Source organism: Bradyrhizobium lablabi (assembly GCF_900141755.1).
In the GTDB taxonomy this organism is placed as follows: Bacteria; Pseudomonadota; Alphaproteobacteria; order Rhizobiales; family Xanthobacteraceae; genus Bradyrhizobium; species Bradyrhizobium lablabi_A.
In genome coordinates this window covers 3,788,731-3,806,237 of sequence record NZ_LT670844.1, presented here as the reverse complement: position 1 = coordinate 3,806,237, position 17,507 = coordinate 3,788,731, and the positions used below count along the sequence as shown (strand labels likewise).

The 17,507-nt window shown below is 61.3% G+C and carries 17 protein-coding genes; 12 read left to right on the top strand and 5 right to left on the bottom strand.

Annotated features, from left to right (window positions below; all coding sequences use genetic code 11):
• The first annotated feature begins 25 nt into the window (after positions 1–25).
• Both B5526_RS17730 and B5526_RS17725 read left to right on the top strand, forming a co-directional pair.
• Positions 26–961, top strand: a complete 936-nt coding sequence (locus tag B5526_RS17730; RefSeq protein ID WP_079540022.1) for an NAD(P)H-dependent flavin oxidoreductase — start codon at positions 26–28, stop codon at positions 959–961.
• Between the two features lie 75 nt (positions 962–1,036).
• Positions 1,037–1,480 (top strand): hypothetical protein, encoded by a 444-nt coding sequence (locus B5526_RS17725; RefSeq protein ID WP_154071346.1) that lies wholly within the window; start codon positions 1,037–1,039, stop codon positions 1,478–1,480.
• A 19-nt stretch (positions 1,481–1,499) separates the two neighbouring features.
• Here the strand turns inward: B5526_RS17725 and B5526_RS17720 are convergent, their stop codons facing one another.
• The gene (locus B5526_RS17720) at positions 1,500–2,255 is read right to left on the bottom strand and encodes an FkbM family methyltransferase (protein WP_172842064.1); all 756 of its coding nucleotides are present in this window, start codon (positions 2,253–2,255) and stop codon (positions 1,500–1,502) included.
• Between the two features lie 220 nt (positions 2,256–2,475).
• Here B5526_RS17720 and B5526_RS17715 point away from each other — a divergent pair, with 220 nt between their 5' ends.
• The 3 genes from B5526_RS17715 (at position 2,476) to B5526_RS17705 (ending at position 6,468) form a co-directional block, all read left to right on the top strand.
• Positions 2,476–3,318: an FkbM family methyltransferase gene (locus tag B5526_RS17715; protein ID WP_079540016.1), complete on the top strand. Its 843-nt coding sequence runs from the start codon at positions 2,476–2,478 to the stop codon at positions 3,316–3,318.
• A gap of 5 nt (positions 3,319–3,323) precedes the next feature.
• Positions 3,324–4,943 carry a hypothetical protein gene (locus B5526_RS17710; protein WP_079540014.1) on the top strand — a complete coding sequence of 540 codons (1,620 nt, stop codon included), beginning with the start codon at positions 3,324–3,326 and terminating at the stop codon, positions 4,941–4,943.
• 67 nt (positions 4,944–5,010) lie between these two features.
• A complete protein-coding gene (locus tag B5526_RS17705; RefSeq protein ID WP_079540012.1) occupies positions 5,011–6,468 on the top strand; it encodes a glycosyltransferase in 1,458 nt (485 codons plus the stop codon).
• A 100-nt stretch (positions 6,469–6,568) separates the two neighbouring features.
• On the opposite strand, the gene sthA is transcribed toward B5526_RS17705, so the two are convergent.
• Complete coding sequence (gene sthA / locus B5526_RS17700) at positions 6,569–7,960, bottom strand: Si-specific NAD(P)(+) transhydrogenase (protein WP_079540010.1); 1,392 nt, start codon at positions 7,958–7,960, stop codon at positions 6,569–6,571.
• A 168-nt stretch (positions 7,961–8,128) separates the two neighbouring features.
• Here sthA and B5526_RS17695 point away from each other — a divergent pair, with 168 nt between their 5' ends.
• From B5526_RS17695 to B5526_RS17685, 3 genes are all read left to right on the top strand, one after another.
• On the top strand, positions 8,129–9,577 hold the full coding sequence (locus B5526_RS17695) for an MFS transporter (RefSeq protein WP_079540008.1): 1,449 nt from the start codon (positions 8,129–8,131) through the stop codon (positions 9,575–9,577).
• 85 nt (positions 9,578–9,662) lie between these two features.
• Complete coding sequence (locus B5526_RS17690) at positions 9,663–10,889, top strand: extracellular catalytic domain type 1 short-chain-length polyhydroxyalkanoate depolymerase (protein ID WP_079545080.1); 1,227 nt, start codon at positions 9,663–9,665, stop codon at positions 10,887–10,889.
• Between the two features lie 177 nt (positions 10,890–11,066).
• A complete protein-coding gene (locus B5526_RS17685) occupies positions 11,067–13,076 on the top strand; it encodes a hybrid sensor histidine kinase/response regulator (RefSeq protein WP_079540006.1) in 2,010 nt (669 codons plus the stop codon).
• A 125-nt stretch (positions 13,077–13,201) separates the two neighbouring features.
• On the opposite strand, the gene B5526_RS17680 is transcribed toward B5526_RS17685, so the two are convergent.
• On the bottom strand, positions 13,202–13,507 hold the full coding sequence (locus B5526_RS17680; RefSeq protein WP_079540003.1) for a hypothetical protein: 306 nt from the start codon (positions 13,505–13,507) through the stop codon (positions 13,202–13,204).
• Positions 13,508–13,519: 12 nt separating this feature from the next.
• Positions 13,520–14,401 (bottom strand): SDR family oxidoreductase, encoded by an 882-nt coding sequence (locus B5526_RS17675; RefSeq protein ID WP_079540001.1) that lies wholly within the window; start codon positions 14,399–14,401, stop codon positions 13,520–13,522.
• A 133-nt stretch (positions 14,402–14,534) separates the two neighbouring features.
• Between B5526_RS17675 and B5526_RS17670 the strand changes: the two genes are divergently transcribed.
• Entirely contained in the window at positions 14,535–14,912 is a 378-nt protein-coding gene (locus B5526_RS17670) for a winged helix-turn-helix transcriptional regulator (protein ID WP_079539999.1), read from the top strand.
• A gap of 20 nt (positions 14,913–14,932) precedes the next feature.
• Here B5526_RS17670 and B5526_RS17665 read toward each other — a convergent pair whose 3' ends face one another.
• Positions 14,933–15,601: an MBL fold metallo-hydrolase gene (locus B5526_RS17665; RefSeq protein ID WP_079539997.1), complete on the bottom strand. Its 669-nt coding sequence runs from the start codon at positions 15,599–15,601 to the stop codon at positions 14,933–14,935.
• A 110-nt stretch (positions 15,602–15,711) separates the two neighbouring features.
• On the opposite strand from B5526_RS17665, the gene B5526_RS17660 reads away from it, so the two are divergent.
• The 3 genes from B5526_RS17660 (at position 15,712) to B5526_RS17650 (ending at position 17,498) form a co-directional block, all read left to right on the top strand.
• Positions 15,712–16,317: a phosphatase PAP2 family protein gene (locus B5526_RS17660; RefSeq protein ID WP_244562325.1), complete on the top strand. Its 606-nt coding sequence runs from the start codon at positions 15,712–15,714 to the stop codon at positions 16,315–16,317.
• A 103-nt stretch (positions 16,318–16,420) separates the two neighbouring features.
• Complete coding sequence (locus B5526_RS17655) at positions 16,421–16,942, top strand: hypothetical protein (protein ID WP_079539995.1); 522 nt, start codon at positions 16,421–16,423, stop codon at positions 16,940–16,942.
• A gap of 67 nt (positions 16,943–17,009) precedes the next feature.
• Positions 17,010–17,498 (top strand): MmcB family DNA repair protein, encoded by a 489-nt coding sequence (locus tag B5526_RS17650; RefSeq protein ID WP_079539992.1) that lies wholly within the window; start codon positions 17,010–17,012, stop codon positions 17,496–17,498.
• Positions 17,499–17,507: the final 9 nt, after the last annotated feature.

The window sequence follows — 17,507 nt, the reverse complement described above, 5'->3', positions numbered from 1 at the left end:
TTTCGCCCTCACGCCACGGACAACCATGAACCGCGTTCTCGTCGATACCGGCGCTAGATACCCTATTGTGCAGGCCCCGATGGGCTGGATCGCGCGCACCCAGCTTGCCTCCGCAGTGTCGCGCGCGGGCGGGCTCGGCATCATCGAGACGTCGTCGGGCGAAACCGAGGCCTGTCAGGCTGAAATCAACCAGATGAAAGCGCTGAACCTGCCGTTCGGCGTCAATTTGCCGATCAGGTTTCTGCGCGACGATGCGATGCTGAAATTCGTCTGCAACTCCGGCGTCAAATTCGTCACCACGTCCGCCGGCAGCCCGGCGAAATTCATCGCGCCGCTGAAGGCCGCGGGTATTACGGTCTATCATGCGGTACCCACCGTCGAGACCGCGCTGAAATGCGTCGACGCGGGCGTCGATGGGTTGGTGGTGGAAGGCGCCGAGGGCGGCGGCTTCAAGAATCCGGAGGAAGTCTCGACGCTGGTGCTGCTGCAGGGCATCCGCGCGCGCACCGACGTACCGATGATCGCCGCCGGCGGCATCTGCGACGGCCGCGGCATGGCGGCGGCGTTTGCGCTCGGCGCCGAGGGCATCCAGATGGGCACGCGCTTTGTCAGCTGCAGCGAGAGCCCGGTGCACGCCAACTACAAGAATGCGATCGTCGAGGCCAGCGAAACCGGCACGCTGGTGCTCAACAAGAAATCGACGCCATGCATCCGCGCGCTGAAGTCGGAACGCACCAAGGCCATTCATGAAGCTGGTTTGATGGCACCCGATGCGTTAAAGGGAATTCGCCAGCTCTACTTCCACGGCGACATGGAAGCCGCTCCCGCGCTCGCCGGGCAATCGGCGGGGCTGATCGATCAGGTGAAGCCGGCGAAAGAGATCATCGAGGAAACGGTGGCGCAGTTTTTCGCCATTACCGGCAGGCTCGGCGGATTGGCCGCGGCAGGGGGCTTTGGATGAACTTGTCGCCTTCGCGAAAGCGGAGGCCTATAACCCGGGCGTCAATTTTTTCACGAATTTTTCTTAGGGGGCATGATGGAGGCGATCGCACAGGGTGGCGATGCACAACAGCGCCTGAGGTTACGCCGGCGGGCCCGGGTAGCGGGCGCCATTCTGCTGATCGCGATCGCTTCGATTGTATTCGGTGGCGCCCGACGGCTTTATCAATCCAAGACCGCCAATTTTTGGCAGGCCAGGCTGATGCGGGGCGAACCCGCGGTAGCCCGCTTCATCTGCGGAGCCGACCCCGCTCTGGACTGCAAGGTTTCCGTCAAGATCACCTATCAGAAGCAGGATTCCAAATGGTGCGAGAATCTCGAGCGCAGCGATCGGGAGGAAATTGACAAGACGCATTGGTGCAATGGCGATCCCGAGCGGCGCGCGAGCACGATCAGCCTGTTCGGTGTGCCTTATTCGTTCGACCGCTTCGGCGCCGTAAAGAACGAGGACCGCGCCGTTGGACAATTGTTCGAGCGGTAAGTGCCGATGCGCGCGCGGGTCAGCCAGGCGGCGACTTGAGAAACAAAACGTCGACATAAGCATTCCCGGCGGCTTTGGCATGAATCTCCGCGGGGCTGCTCTTGCGGAGCGGCCCCGTCCGCATCAGCCAATAGGGCTCGTAGCCGTATTGCGACAAATGATCCAGAATGGCGGATACGGACGACCCGAATTTCTGCAATCCTTCCTCATTCAATTCGATAAAAAGCGCCGGACCGGCCAATCCAAGAATGTCGGGCGCGCCCTGCAGAACCAGCATCTCGGCGCCCTGGACGTCGATCTTGACCAGGCTGGGCCTGCCCCCGCCCTTGTCCTGGACCAGATCGTCGAGCCTCACCGCTTCGACGGCGACGCCGGTGCCGTCCCGGGAAAGCTTGTGATCCGCCGGGTGAAGTTGATTGATCTCGAGAAACATCGATCCCGCGGTGGCGGCCGCGACGGCCTTCAGCGTGCGCACCCTGCCGGACAGGCCTTCGCGCTTCAGCGCCGCCGCCAGGGTTTCGTAGTTACGGGCCTCCGGCTCGATCGCAATGACTTCGCCGCCGGAACCCACCCATTGCGCGAAGCGGAGAGAGAAAAAGCCGACATTGGCGCCGACGTCGATCACCAGCGATCCCGTTGGGATGAATTCCTGAAGTCGTTCGATGGGACCGGCTTCGAAGTACCGCTTGTACCCCGCATAGAGCGCGAGAAACACCCGCTCGAACAGCGGCAGCCGTTGAACGCCGAGCTTCGCCGCCAATCCGAATAGGTGCACTGCGGAATTTCTGATCAGGCTTTGGAACATCCGAAAAATGGGCCAGCGTTACCGATGAGATGCGGGGGAAACGATCGTGCGGGACGGATATCACATATCTCGCAGGGGCGGTCCATATGGGTCGGCCATCGACCTCGGATTGTGCGGGTTGCCGAATTTACACCGCCAGACCCCTCGGCTAAAAGCAGCCGCGATTGAGCCTTCACAAATCGGAATTCCGATGAAAACGACCCATAAGATTGCCGGTGCCCGCGCGATTTATCGCGTCGTTCGAGCCGGTCGCGCCGTGCTTGGCCGCAACGATCGGGACATCGTTGTGCGGGGAGGAATCAATTACGAACTGGATCTTTCGCAGGGGATTGATTTCGCCATTTACCTCGGAAACATTTATGAGCGCCAGACCAAGGCCGCCTTGCGACGGCTTGTCTCTCCCGCAGCGCTGGTGCTGGATATCGGCGCCAATATCGGCGCGCACACGCTCCATCTTGCCCAACTGGTCGGCCCCAATGGCCGCGTCATCGCGTTCGAGCCGACCGACTATGCGTTTCGCAAGCTTACCCGCAACCTTGAGCTCAACCCGGAACTCAAGGCCCGCGTCACCGCCTGCCATTGTTTCCTCACCGAGCGCGATGCAGACCTCGTACCTGCGGCGATCTATTCGAGTTGGCCGCTGGCGCGCGAGGCCGGCCTGCATGCCAAGCACCTCGGCCGTGAGATGCGAACAGAACAGGCGCGGGCGCGAAGTCTTGACAGCGTGCTGTCCGAACTTGCCGATCGCAAAGTGCAGCTCGTCAAACTCGATGTGGACGGATTCGAATGTGACGTTCTTCGCGGTGCAACCGCGCTGCTGCGGGATGTGCGGCCGATTTTTGTGATGGAGCTATCGCCCTATGTGCTCGAGGAACATGCCACGTCGCTGGACCAGCTGATGTCTTATTTCATCCCGAATGGATATAGCTTCTATGACGAACGAACCTCCCGGCCATTGCCGTCGACGGCGCGGGAGTTGGCGCGGATGATCGGGGATGGCGCCGGTATCAACGCGATCGCGCGGGTGGATTGACGCAGATGAATCTTGCTTCGCGCAGAGTGGATTTGTGGCCGCTAGCCCTGGCCGTTGTGTTTTTCTTGATTTGCACCCTTCTCGCCCGCGCATATCCAAGTGCGTTCTGGATGGTCACCGACTATGAACCGCTTGGCCTCGCGGACGCGCTGAATATGGCCTATCGGCTGGCCGACCGGCAAATGTACGAAGCTGTCGGGCTGTCTTACCATCCCGGAGTAACCTTCTATCTGATGAGCTGGCTCGCGCTCGCGCTTGCGGGATATCCTGTCGCCTCGGGAGCGAATTTCTTCAGCACGGTGCTCGCCCACGTCGACGATTATCATCGGATCATCTTGATTCTTGGAGCCTTGGTGGGCGCGGCCGGCGTTTACGTCTTTGCGCGGGCCGCACGCAAGCTGGTTCCCGGGCTGGTCACCGCAGCTGCATTAGCGCTCTGGCTGGTCTCGACCTCGGCAACCCTGCAGATGTTCATGACGGTGGGAATGGATGCATTCGCGATGCTCATCAACGGCCTGTTTCTGGCGGTGATGGTGCGGCTTGCCTATGAGAAGGATATCGACCCCAGCATCTTGGTGTTCGCGGGCTGCGTCGGCGCGCTCGCCTACCTGAACAAACTATCCTACATTTACATCGCGTTTGCGCTCTATGCCGCGATTTTCATGAAGCTGGTTTTTTGCCGGGTGGGCTGGTCACGGGGATTTTGGCTGCTCAGCGTCTATGTCGGCAGCTTTGCCTTGATCGTCCTCGCCACGGGATTTCTCGTCATCGGTTGGGATTCATTTCGCGATCTCTATTGGTACCACAGGGCGGTCATCCTGGGTTCGCAATTATACGGGACCGGCGATCCGACCGTGGTCAGCGCGGGCGAAATCCGGCGTGCGATTATGACGATACCGGTCGACCGTGCTTACGCCGTACCGATCGCTCTGTTCGGCGGAGCCGGTCTCGTGATCGCGGGCCTGGTCGCTGGATTTAAGCGAGCCGGGCAAACACCGGTTGCGGTCCTCTGCATTGGAACGGGCGTGGCCGCGCTACTTTCGGCGCTTATCGTTTTGAAGCACTACGACATGCATTATACCGCCGGCGTTTCCGCAACCTTGCCGGCATGCGTTGTCTGCTTCTATCTGCTCACGAAATCATGGCGTTTTAGACCTCGGTTGGCTGCAGCAGCTTTCGCTTCGATCGCTATTTTATTTATGGCGCGTCAATTGATATGGCCGCTGGATACCCTCCTAACGAGCAGAACAGGCTTTAGCGCGCGGGCGAATGCAGATCTCGCGGAAATCAATTCGTACCTCGCCGGAACCAAGCGCGCCGTCGAATTTGCTTATAAGACGCCGTTCGCGCAATTTGGCGAGGGCTTCGTCATCATCTATGCCAGCGTCCCGCGATTGACCTACGAATATTTTCAGAACCGGCCGCTGGTGATCAGCAGCCTGCTGGCCGGCAAGGTAACGCGGGACGTCGGCGCCTACGTTATTGACAAGGGCTATTTTCCCACCGTGGAAAGTGTAAAAGCTGCACCAAATCTCGCTTTGCTTGACCCGAACCCGGTGAAATTCAATGAGGGCGACAAGCTGATCGAGTTGCGGACCGTGTTTCTTCTGATACGCGGCGGCTGATGGTTGGAGAACGCAAATTGGCAGGCAATTGGCAGGTCTTGAATTCCAGGGTCCATTCGAGGCTGTCATGAATTCCAAAATCCCTTACTCGCCGTCGCAGAATCAGCGGAAACTCGAGTTTTTGCAGCACTTTGAGGCAGCCGGCGACGAGCTCGATCGTCCGGGCCAGTTCAATGCCGCCTATCGTGAAGACGACCGCAAGTTCATGCGCTTTCTGATTCCGCCGGGCAAACGGGTGCTGGAATTAGGTTGCGGCCGCGGCCAATTGCTGGCTGCGCTTGCGCCTTCCTACGGCGTCGGCGTCGACTTCAGCGCCAAGGCCATTGCGAAGGCCGAGGAGCTGCATCCCGATCTGCATTTTGTCCTGGGTGATGCGGAAGATCCGGCGACGCTCGCCGGCATCGAGGGACCGTTCGATTACATCGTGATCGCCGACACGATCGGCATGTTCGAGGACATCGACGGCACGCTGAGTCTGGTGCATCATCTATGCGCGCCGTCGACGCGGATCATCATCTCCTATTACTCGCATTTGTGGGAGCCGATGCTGAAGCTTGCCGAAGCGCTGCGTCTGCGCTCCAGGCAACCGAAAATCAACTACATCGCTACCGCTGACTTCCTGAACCTGATGGATCTTGCGGATTTCGAGGTGATCAGCCAGGAGCAGCGGCAATTGATCCCGTTGCGCTGGTTCGGGCTCGGCCCGTTCGTCAACCGGTTCATCGCGCCATTGCCGGGGATCAGGAAGCTGTGCTTGCGGACCTATATCGTCGGGCGTCCAGTCCGCCATTTTCCGGACCGGAAATTCTCCGTGAGCATTCTCGTTCCCTGCCGCAACGAGAAAGGCAACGTCGAAAACGCGATCCTGCGCATGCCCCGATTCGGCTCGTCGCAGGAGATCCTGTTCGTCGAGGGCAATTCCAGCGACGGCACGTTTGAGGAATGCGAACGCGTCCGCGACGCCTACAAGGACCAGTGGGACATCAAGGTGCTGAAACAGGACGGCAAGGGCAAGGGCGATGCGGTCCGCAAGGGCTTTGCTGCGGCGACCGGCGACGTCTTGATGATTCTGGACGCCGATCTGACGATGCCGCCGGAAGCGCTGCCGAAATATCACGCGGTGATCGAGACCGGCAAGGCCGAGTTCGTCAACGGCACCAGGCTGATCTACCCGATGGAAAACGAGGCGATGCGGCCGCTCAATTTGATCGCCAACCGCTGCTTTGCCTATCTCTTCAGCTACCTCGTCAACACCCGCCTGACCGACACGCTTTGCGGCACCAAGGTGCTGCTGCGAAAGGATTACGAGGTGCTGGCGCGCGAGCGCGACTATTTCGGCAATTTCGATCCGTTCGGCGATTTCGACCTGATCTTCGGCGCGGCCAAACAGAATCTAAAAATCATCGAGACCCCGATCCACTACAAGGCGCGCACGTTTGGTGAAACCCAGATCTCGCGGTTTCGCGACGGCTGGCTGTTGTTGAAAATGGTGTGGTTCGCCTATCGGAAATTGAAGGCGATTTAATCGTCATTGCGAGCGCAGCGAAGCAATCCAGCTTCCTTTTCGCGGAGCGAAAGCTGGATTGCTTCGTCGCAAGCGCTCCTCGCAATGACGGACTCCTGAGTTACCTCGTCATCCTGTTCCACGCATCCAGCCCGGCGATCTTGTAAGCCTCCGCCAGCGTCGGATAATTAAAAGTGTTCTGGATAAAATAATCGATCGTGCCTTTGAGGTTGAGCACAGCCTGTCCGATATGAATAAGTTCGGTCGCGCCCTCGCCGAGAATGTGCACGCCCAATAGCCGTCTCGTTTTGGTCGAGAAGATCATCTTCATCATGCCGCTGTTGAGCCCCATGATATGGCCGCGCGAGGTTTCGCGAAAGCGCGCGACGCCGACCTCGTAAGGGATGCCGCGGGTCCGCACTTCCTCTTCCGTCAGGCCCGTGGTCGAAATCTCCGGCACCGAATAGATCCCGTAGGGGAAGAATTCGGGCGGTGCCATCGGCTCCATGCCGAGCGCATGACAGGCAGCGACCCGCCCCTGCTCCATCGAGGTCGAGGCGAGGCTCGGAAACCCGATCACGTCGCCGGCCGCATAGATGTGGGGCACGTTGGTTTGCAGCGTCAATGGATCGACCGCAATGCGGCCGCGATGGTCGACCGCGATCCCGGCCGCTTCGAGATTGAGCCGGTCGGTGGCGCCGACCCGCCCCGCCGCGAACAATAGCATTTCGGAACTGACGTTGCGGCCGTCGGAAAGTTTTGTGACGATGCCGCCGTTTGCGCTGTGCTCGATCGAATTGACCTTGGAGCCGAGCCGGACCGCGACATTGCGGTCGCGCAGCTCGTGCATGAACTCGTCGATTAGTTCCTTGTCGATGAAATCCAGGAATGTCGGCCGCGGTTCGATCAAGGTCACGGCGACGTCGAGCGCGGAGAAGATGGTGGCATATTCGACCCCGATCACGCCGGCGCCGATCACGGCAAGGCTGCGCGGCAGCTTTGGCAGCTCGATGATCTCGTCGCTGTCGAACACGCATCTGCCGTCGAACGGGACATAATCGGGGCGGAACGGCCGCGTGCCGCAGGCGATCAGGACGTGCGCGGCGGACACCATTTTGGTCTCACCGTTTTCAGCGGTGACCTCGATCTGGTGTGGCCCGACAAAACGGCCCTCGCCACAGGCGGTCTTGACCATGTTGCGGCTGAACTGATGCTCCAGCACTTCGACTTCATGGTCGAGGGTCTTCTGCAGCCGCGCCATCAGGTCGGTGGCGCCGATATCCTGCTTCACCCGGTAGGAACGGCCGTAAAAGCCGCGCTCGCGCCAGCCGGAAAGGTTGAGCACGGTCTCGCGCAGGGTTTTGGAGGGGATGGTCCCGGTATGGACCGAAACGCCGCCGACCCGCCGGCCTTTTTCCACCACCAGAACCGACCGGCCGAGCTTTGCGAATTGCACGGCGGCTCTGCGGCCGGAAGGGCCGGAGCCGATCACAACCATGTCAAAGTCGTACATCGAGGGCGGTCCGAACTCGAAAAGACGGCTGGAAATAAGGTCTAGAGGCCGTTCACCATGCAGCAATCGGGCCAAAACTTTGAAAATCCCTACCTCGGAGGTAATCGCCGGGACGCGCGAATGCTGAGATCATCGGAGGCAGCAGATATCGGACAAGGCCGCTTCCCCATGCATCAGATGGTTTCAGCCAACCTCGAATCGTCGCGCCGCTGGTGGGTGCTCGCGATCGTCGTCGCCGCCCAATTCATGTTCGGTGTCGATGCTTTCATCGTCAATGTCGCGATACCGACCATCGCGACCGAGCTGCATGCGAGCCCGGCGCAGATCGAATCCGTGATTGCGATCTATCTTATTGCCTATGCGACATTGGTGGTCACCGGCGGCCGGCTCGGCGATATCTACGGCACCCGGAATGTATTTCTGGCCGGCGTGTTGGGCTTCACGCTCACCTCGCTGTGGTGCGGTCTTGCGCGATCAGGCGCTGAGCTCATTACGGCGCGGCTGGCGCAAGGCGCGACCGCGGCGCTGATGGTGCCGCAGGTGCTTGCCACCCTTCATCTGTTGTTCCCGGACGCCTCGCGCAGCCGCGCCTTCGGCATTTACGGCGTCGTGCTTGGGCTGGCTGGCGCGGCCGGTTTTGCGCTCGGCGGCGTGCTGGTGACCTCCAATCTAGCCGGGCTCGGCTGGCGTGTGGTGTTTTTTGTCAACGTGCCGTTCGGCCTGGCGATCATCGCGGCGGCGTGGAAGATCATGCCGACGGTGCCGCAGCGCGCCGGCACACGGCTCGACATTCCCGGCGCCATCGTCCTGTTCACCGGAGTATTGTGCCTGATCGGGCCGCTGTTGTTCGGGCACGATGTGGGGTGGGCACCGTGGCTCTGGCTGGTGATGGCGGCGGGCGTCGCCATCATTGCCGCGTTCCTGCGCCTCGAACGAGCGGTCGCAAGCCGCGGCGGCATGCCGCTGATCGATCTGGCGCTGTTGTCGGATAGAGCCTTCATGCGTGGCCTCGGCGCCGCCTTCTTCTTCTTTTTCGCCAATTTGTCGTTCTATCTGATCATGACCCTGTTCATGCAGCGCGGCCTGCATATTCCGCCGCTGCAGGCCGGCCTGGTGTTCGTGCCGCTCGCGATCGCCTTCGTCATCGCCTCGCGGCACAGCGCGTTGCGGGCGCGGCATCGCGGCACGCTGGTGCTGATCGAAGGTTGCGCCACTCAAGTGGCGGGCCTCGCGGCGCTGGCGCTGACGGTCGCGTTGGTGGCGACGCCGACGGCCTCCTTGCTGGCGCTGCTGCTTGTGATTTTCGGTTACGGCCAGGGGTTGGTGATGGCGCCGTTGTCCGGCACGGTCTTGTCCACGGTGAAGGCGGCAAGCGCCGGCTCCGGCTCGGGCATGTACGGAACGACCTCGCAAATCGCCAACGCCGCCGGCATAGCGGCGATCGGCGCGGTATTTTTTGCGATCGAGGCTGTCACCTCGGTGCGGCTCGCGCTCTACGCATCTGTGGCGCTATTTGCGCTGTCGATTCTCACCAGCGTCGCATTTCTGTCGTGGATGCGGCGCGCGGGGTGCGAATACGGCAGATCAAGGTTACCGGCAGTAAATTCTGGGGAATGACAGCACACGGTCTTTTTATTTTGCACTGCAGCAACTATCTGGTCAGGGTTGAGGTTAGTGAATCTCACTGATGACGGAGCTGCCGGTGTCCCTTGCAAAAAATGTCGAATTCCTGCGACATCTGCCAAAGTTGAATGGAATCAATGGCTTTTCTGACTTCGGGAAGGGCCTGAATGCGGGGCTGCGCAGTCCCCTGGTTGAGACCACGGGCTTTGGCTCCAATCCCGGCGATCTCCGGATGTTCTCCTTCGTGCCTGCCAATCTTCAGGAGCCGAGCGCGCTGGTTGTCGTCCTGCACGGATGCGGCCAAACCGCTGCCGGCTATGATTTCGGCGCCGGCTGGTCGACGCTCGCCAAGCGCTACGGTTTTGCCTTGCTGATGCCCGAGCAGCAGGCCGTAAACAACGGGCAAACCTGCTTCAACTGGTTCAATCCGGAAGACACTGCGCGCGGCAGCGGCGAAGCCTGTTCGATCCGGCAAATGATCGCGCAGATGGTTGGCGAGCACAAAATCAGCGCGCAACGGATCTTCGTCACCGGGCTTTCCGCCGGCGGCGCCATGACCTCGGTGATGCTTGCAACCTATCCGGAGGTGTTCGCGGCTGGCGCGGTGATTGCCGGCCTTCCTTTCGGCGTCGCCACCAATGTGCGGGAAGCCTTGAACGGAATGTTCCAGACGCCAGCCAACCCGGCATCAGAGTTGGGCGATCTGGTGCGCAACGCTTCAACTCACAGGGGACCCTGGCCAAAACTCTCGGTATGGCATGGCAGTGCCGATCGCACCGTCAACCCGGCGAACGCCAACGAGATCCTCAAGCAGTGGCTCGACGTGCATCAACTGCCTCAGGCGCCGATGTCGGAGGCGAATGTCGACGGCTACCCCCGTCAGGTCTGGTGGAACGCGGACGGCGAGACCATCGTCGAATCCTACACCATCACCGACATGGCCCACGGCACCCCGCTCGGTATCGCCGACAATGACGAACGCTACGGCGCACAAGGCGCGCACCTGATCGAGGCGGGGATCTCGTCGTCCTATCATATCGCAAGTTTCTTCGGCCTGACCGGGTGGATTCCTAAGCCCAACGCGGCTCCAAAAGAGAAAGCAGCTTCGAAGGAGGCTGCGGCGAAAAATTCGAAGCAAGCCGTAAAGATAGTTCCGGTGGTTGCCCCTGCGCCGACGCCGGATCTCGCCGACGTGCTCTGGCCGCGGACGACGCTCAATCGTGGTCCTGAACCATCGCGGCGTCGTGCGATCGACGTTGGCAGCGTCATCACCCGCGCGCTTACCGCCGCGGGCCTGATGAAATAAGCGTTTCCTCGCGATTGGATCGGCGTCGCCATCAGCGGCGGCTGCGCCAGCATGCGTTATTTTGCCTTGCGGGCCAAAAATATTGGAACCGGAGGCGGGGGCTGCGAGTTTGGTGGGATTGTGACAGGCGGTTAAGTTCCGGCTGCCAACTTGTGCTGAATTGGCCGCCAATCCCAGATGTTGAAACTCAACAAACGGAGCTCTGCGGATTTCCTCGCCGGCGGCGGGGAGATGGGCGCCTTGATGCGGGCCTATGATTGGTCGGCAAGTCCGCTGGGGAAGCCCGAAACCTGGCCGCAAAGCCTGCGCACGGCGGTTCGAATCTTGCTCAATACCAACCACCCGATGTTCATCTGGTGGGGCGAAGAACTCATTCAATTCTATAACGACGCCTACCGCCAGACCATGGGACCCGAGCGCCATCCGAGCGCGCTCGGTCAACGCGGACGCGAGTGCTGGGCCGAAATCTGGCCCATCATCGGTCCCCAGATCGAGCAGGTGATGCGCGGCGGCGGCGCCACCTGGCATGAGAACCAGCTGGTTCCGGTGACCCGTCACGGCCGGCTCGAGCAAGTCTACTGGACCTATGGCTATAGCCCGATCGACGAGGACGACGGCATCGGCGGCGTGCTGGTGGTTTGCCGCGACGTGACCGAGGACTACCTTGCTGCCGTCAAGCTGCGCGAGCGTAGCCGGATCTGGAACGTGACGCAGGACATGTTGGTGATCGTGGATCGCAACGGCGTCTGGCGGACGGTCAACCCGGCCTGGACCAGAACGTTCGGCTGGAGCGAGGCTGAATTATTGAACCGGACGTCGGAATGGCTGGAGCATCCCGACGATGGCGGACTGACCCGGATGGATGTCGGCCATCTGATTCAGGGCAATCTGACAGTGAGATTCGAAGGCCGCTTTCGGCACAAGGACGGGTCCTATCGCTGGCTGTCGTGGACCGGCGTACCGGATCAGGACCGCATTTTTGCGGTGGCGCGCGACGTGACCGTGGAGAAGGCCGCGGCCGAACGGCTGAAAGCGACCGAAGAGGCGTTGCGGCAGTCGCAGAAGATGGAGGCGGTCGGGCAATTGACCGGCGGCATCGCACACGATTTCAACAATCTGTTGACCGGCATCGTCGGCTCGCTCGATTTGCTGCAGACCCGTCTCGATCAGGGACGCACCGAAAATGTCGCGCGCTATATTGACGCGGCGATGACCTCGGCGAACCGCGCCGCCGCGCTCACCCATCGCCTGCTCGCCTTTGCGCGGCGCCAGCCGCTGATCCCGAAAGGCGTCGACGTCAATCAGCTCATCGTGTCGCTGGAGGATCTGTTGCGCCGGACCATCGGCGAGACCATCGACCTCCAGATCGCCGCCGCCGCCGATCTCTGGTGGACGCTGTGCGATCCCAATCAGCTGGAAAGCGCGCTGCTCAATCTCGCCATCAACGCCCGCGACGCCATGCCGGAGGGCGGCACGCTCACCATCGCAACTTCCAACGTGCGCCTCGACAGCGTAACCGCCGATACGCCGGCGCTTTCGCCCGGCGATTACATCTGCGTCGAGGTCACCGACACCGGCGTCGGCATGAGCGCGGAGGTGGCGGCGCGCGCTTTCGATCCGTTCTTCACCACCAAGCCGATCGGGCAAGGCACCGGTCTCGGGCTTTCGATGATCTATGGATTTGCGCGGCAGTCGAACGGCCACGCGACGATCGACAGCCGGGTGGGGCAGGGAACGTCGATCAGGCTCTATTTGCCGCGCCACCAAGGCGGCGTTGCCGCGCCGCTCGGGTCAGCCGCGAGGACGACCGAACATGCCTTTACCGGCGAAACCGTGCTGGTAGTCGAGGACGAGCCGACCGTGCGCGGCGTGATTCTCGAAATGTTGCAGGACCAGGGTTTTCGGACGCTCGAGGCGGTCGATGGACCGTCGGGCCTGCGCGTCCTGCGCACCAGCGCGCGGATCGATTTACTCGTCACTGACGTGGGCCTGCCCGGCATCAGCGGCCGCCAGCTCGCCGACCAGGCGCGGGAAACGCGGCCTGGCTTAAAGATCCTGTTCATGACCGGCTACGCCGAGAGCGCTGCGGTATCTCAGGGGTTCTTGCAGGCGGGCATGGAGATGATCACCAAACCGTTCGAACTCGACAATCTCGCGCGGAAAATTCGCAGCATGATTTCGGGATAGGGGTCGGGCGTCAGCCACTGCGGCTTCATCCTTCGAGACGCGGCCAAGTGGCCGCTCCTCAGGATGAGGTCTAACTCCTCATGGTGAGGAGCCGCGAAGCGGCGTCTCGAACCACGAGGCCCGAGCTACGCCGCCGTCTCCGCGATCACTTCAATCGGCGTCACCACCACTTCGCCGCCGGCGACCTGCCTCGTCTTCTCCGTATAGTGCTTGAAGAAATCCCGCGCCTGCAGCGTCTTGATGGCCTGTTCGTCGGCAGCCGTAGCGAGATGAAAGTAGCTCGCATCGTCGCGGTTCTTCATGACGCAGTAGCCGATCCTGCCCTTCAGGTCGGGATCGCTGTCGAGCGCGGCAATGAACCGCGTTATTTCGCGGTGCCATTCCTCAGCTGCGCCGTTGGCGAACTGATATTTGATCATAAAGTGCTTCATCGATCGCTCCCTTCACACTTTCGGAGGCGGCGCCTCGCCGCGGAATATCGCGGCATGGCGCCTGGCGAATTCGTCGAACGATTTCGGCCGCCGCCCGAGCAAGGTGCCGGCGTCGGGCCAGACCGCTGCCTCCTTGCCGTTGCGACGTTCCGCGAATAATTCGAACAGCGCATCGGCGAGATAAGGCGGCATGCCGGCGGCCAATTGGGCTTTGCGCGCATCTTCCGGCGGCACGTTGACATAGCGGATGGTTTTGCCGGTGGCGGCGGAGAGCTTTTCGGCGACCTCGGTCATGGTCAGCGCTTCTGGGCCGGTGAGGGGATAGATCTTGCCCTCGTGTCCCGAGCCGGTCAGCACGCGCGCCGTGATCTCGGCGATATCGCCGACGTCAATCGAGGCGATCCTGGCATCTTCCATGGGTAAGAACATCGCCCCCTTGGCGACGATATTGGGGACTTGCCGGAAATAGGCCGGCATGAACTCGCCGGCCCGCAGATGGGTGAACGCCAGTCCGGAGGCTTCCAGCCGCTGCTCGATCTCGCCATGCATCCGCGCGAAGCGAAATGCCGAATCGAGTTCCGGCATGATTCCGGACAATTTTATCACGTGTTTGACGCCGGCCCTTTTTGCCGCATCGATGAAGTTCGACTGCACTTCGAGCATGTCAGGGGCCGACGACGAAATCAGCATCGCACGCTCGACGTCGCGCAGCGCCGCGGCAAGCGTTTCCGGGCGCGCCATGTCGCCTTGCACGAGTTGGACATGCGGCAGCGCCGCGATCGCGTCCGCTTTCGCCGGGTTGCGCACCAGCGCGCGCACGGCGACGCCCTTTGCCGACAACACGCGCAGCAACTCTTGCCCGTTCAGTCCGGTCGCGCCGCTCACGAGGATCATCGCTCGCCTCCCGTTGCCGGCCTCAATCTGGCGCCGTCAGGGGCGATAACGCAAGTATGGACAAAAATGATACTATGGACTTATCTGCGCTTGCCGATATCCTGAAGCGGTGAAGCCTTGCGGAAGGGATGCCATGGCAAACGCCAAATCAGCGCAGGCTTGCGGCTGTCCGGTGGCGGCGTTCCAGAAGATGATCAGCGGCAAGTACAAGCTGCGCATCGTCTGGGACCTGCAGGATGGTCCCAAGCGCTACAGCGAGATCAGAACCGGACTGTTGCGCGGCTCAAGCGGCAGCGCCGTAATCGCACCCCGTGTGCTCTCCCGCGAATTGAAGGCGCTCACCGAGCAAGGGCTGATCGACCGCAAGGATTTTGGCGTCGTGCCGCCCAAGGTCGAATATCGCCTGACCCGCAAGGGCAAGAGTTTTGTGCCCGTCATCGCCGCCATCCGCAACTGGGGCGCGCGGCATCTGGCGGAAGCGAACGCCGATCAGATGGTCGCAGCGGAGTGAGGGAAGCGGCGGGCCCCGCCTTACGTCGCCCCGGTGAGGAACGGATTGGTCATGCGCTCCTGGCCGATGCTGGAGCCGGGGCCGTGGCCGCAGATGAAGCCGACATCGTCGCCGAGCGGCAGCAGCTTGTCCTTGATCGACTTGATCAGCGTGTCGTGATTGCCGCCGGGGATGTCGCTGCGCCCGACCGAGCCGTTGAACAGCACGTCGCCGACATGCGCAAAGCGCATCTCCTTGTTGAAGTACACCACGCTACCCGGTGAATGGCCTGGGCAATGCAGAATGTCGAAGGTCAATTCGCCGATTGAAACCTGATCGCCCTCGGCAAGCCAGCGGTCGGGCGCGAAATCGCGCACCCCGGTCATGCCGAACCGCGCGCCGCTCGTCACCACATTGTCGAGCAGGAACTTGTCGGCGATGTGCGGGCCTACGATCTCAACCTTGAGCGCGTCGCGCAAATCGGCGGCGCCACCGACATGGTCGATATGGCCGTGGGTAAGCCAGATCTTTTCCACCGTGACGCCGGTCTGCTTGATCGCGGCCGCAATTTTCGGAACATCGCCGCCGGGGTCGATCACGACCGCTTTTTTTGTGGCTTCGCACCACAGGATCGTGCAGTTCTGCTCGAACAGCGTCACCGGCACGATGATCGCGCCGGCCCTTGCTTTGGTTTCGGTTTGCTGGGTCATGTCTGCACAATGCCGATTTTTTGCGGGTAGCCAAGTAGAAATTCCGTAAGGCGCCTATGCAGGTATGAACCTTTTTTGACGCCCTGCGTTCCCTTGATCGGCCCCCCTGTATGATCGCACCGATGGCCCTTATTACTGTTCGGCCTACACAACTCGACAAGGACATCGCGCTTGATGTTGCGCGGCATACCGACGTTCCGATAGAGCGAGGCGCCGAGCTTTTGACACGGGGCGCAGACGAGCACTTGCTCATAGCAGCCGCGATGGTCGGCTGGCTCTTCACCCGCCGATCGGACGAGCCGATACGCCGGCTAGGCACGCATTTTCTGGCATGTTCGCTGTCGTCCGCGGTGCTGCCGCATATCCTCAAAGCCTTCATCGACCAGCAGCGGCCTGACCGTCGCACCGTCACTGAACACTGGCGGGGCGTGCCGCTTTCCGGAAAATCGGAGGATGCGTTTCCCTCCGGTCATGCCCTGCATGTCGGCGCTCTGGGATCTGCGGCAACGCTGCTGCCTCCCCGGATCCGAAATCTGGTTTGGACAGCCGGTGCATTGCTCGTCGGCACGCACGTAGTCCTGCTGGCCCATTGGTTCACCGATGTGCTGGCGGGCCTGGGTCTTGGTGTCGTCCTGGAACGTCTCACGCGATTGGTGACGAAACCCATTCCCATCCGCGGCGACCGCCAAACGCCACGGAACCGATATTCAGGCTGAGGAAACCGGGTTCGGTCAACGCAGTGGCATGGTCCATGAACAAAGTACCGGTACGGAACCGGGAACAGATCGATGCCTTGCGCTTTGAATCATTGGAGGGACCATGGACCGCATCTGGAAAATCCCGCTTTTCGTGCTCGCCACCGCGTATTTCGTGGTCGACGGGCTGTTTTCTTATGTCACGCGCCCCATCAGCGCGTGGCTTGGCAAAATGCACTTTTTCGAGCGAGCCCGGCGCTGGATCGTTTCCTTGCGGCCTTATCCCTCATTGGCCCTGTTCGCCGTGCCGGTCATCCTGCTTGAGCCGGTCAAGCCGCTCGCCGGCTATTTGGTGGCCACCGGTCATTTGCTTTCGGGTGCGGCGACGTTCCTCGTCGGTGAAGTGCTGAAGCTGACCTGCGTCGAACGGCTGTTTCAGCTCAACCGGCAAAAACTTCTCTCGATCCCGGCGTTTGCGGCGGCGTATGGATATTGGCGGCGCATGATGGATGCGATCGAATCGATGGAAATCTGGAAGGCGTCGCGACGGCTGGTAAGCAACGCTGGACACATTTTGCGGAGGCGCTGGCTTCAGTTCAAGCGTGCCAAAGCGTCATCTCGACTTCAATTCCGCTCGCCGAGGTAGACCCTCCGCAGGGACACCGCTAGATCTGCGCCTTCAACCTTTCCGCAAAATCGGATAGGCTGCCGCGATGGAATCGCCCGCCCACAAGGTCTCGCTCGTGCCGCCGCCCGACCGCCGTCAGTCAGAGACGGCGCTTGCGATCTCGCGCGGCACCGCGCGGCTGTTGCGGTCGCTGGGATTTTCCTGCATCAGCGAATTGCCGCTGCCGTCGGGACGGCGCGCCGATCTGGTGGCGCTGAACGACCGCGGCGAGATCTGGATCGTCGAGATCAAATCATCGCTCGAGGATTTGCGCACCGACCAGAAGTGGCAGGAATACCGCGCCCATTGCGACCGGCTGTTCTTCGCCTTCACGCAGGATTTGCCCTGCGAGATTTTTCCAGCCGATACCGGCCTGATTGTCGCGGACGCCTATGGCGCGCATCTTTTTTGCGAAGCGCCCGAACATCGGTTGCCGGCGCCGACCCGGAAACTGATGACGGTGCGGTTTGCGATCGCAGCGGCGCAGCGGATCAACCGGCTGATCGATCCGCAGGGCGGCCACGGGGAGTTCTAGGAGGCGCTG